The organism is Micromonospora sp. DT201 (assembly GCF_049841575.1).
In the GTDB taxonomy this organism is placed as follows: Bacteria; Actinomycetota; Actinomycetes; order Mycobacteriales; family Micromonosporaceae; genus Micromonospora.
Window position 1 is genome coordinate 1 of sequence record NZ_JBNCKP010000093.1, and the last position, 353, is coordinate 353.

The following is a 353-nucleotide window of genomic DNA, read 5'->3' on the forward strand; positions in this document are numbered from 1 at the left end:
ACTGGCCGGCCGCGTCGTGCGGGTGTGTCGTCGTTCGGTGTCAGTGGCACGAACGCGCACGTGATCGTGGAGCAGGCACCTGAGCTACCGGAGGAGCCGGTCGAGGCTTCGGTGCCGTTGATCGAGTCGGATCTTGTGCCGTGGGTGGTGTCCGGGAAATCGCCGGCTGCGGTGCAGGCCGGGCTGGCCGCCTTGGACGAGGCTCCCGCTCTGAACGGCGCGGACGCCGACCCAGGTCAGGTGGCGTGGTCGTTGGCCATGTCCCGGACCCGGTTCGATCATCGTGCGGTGCGGTTGGCCCCGGATCTGGTGGTGCAGGGCAGCAGGGTTTCGGCTGATGGTCGTGTGGTGTT

Annotated in this window: 1 protein-coding gene; it reads left to right on the top strand. The window is 68.3% G+C overall.

Annotated features, from left to right (window positions below; all coding sequences use genetic code 11):
• Positions 1-24 precede the first annotated feature (24 nt).
• Positions 25-353, top strand: a 329-nt coding sequence (locus tag ACLQ28_RS34555; protein ID WP_425690456.1) for a ketoacyl-synthetase C-terminal extension domain-containing protein, incomplete at its 3' end; no start/stop codon positions are given.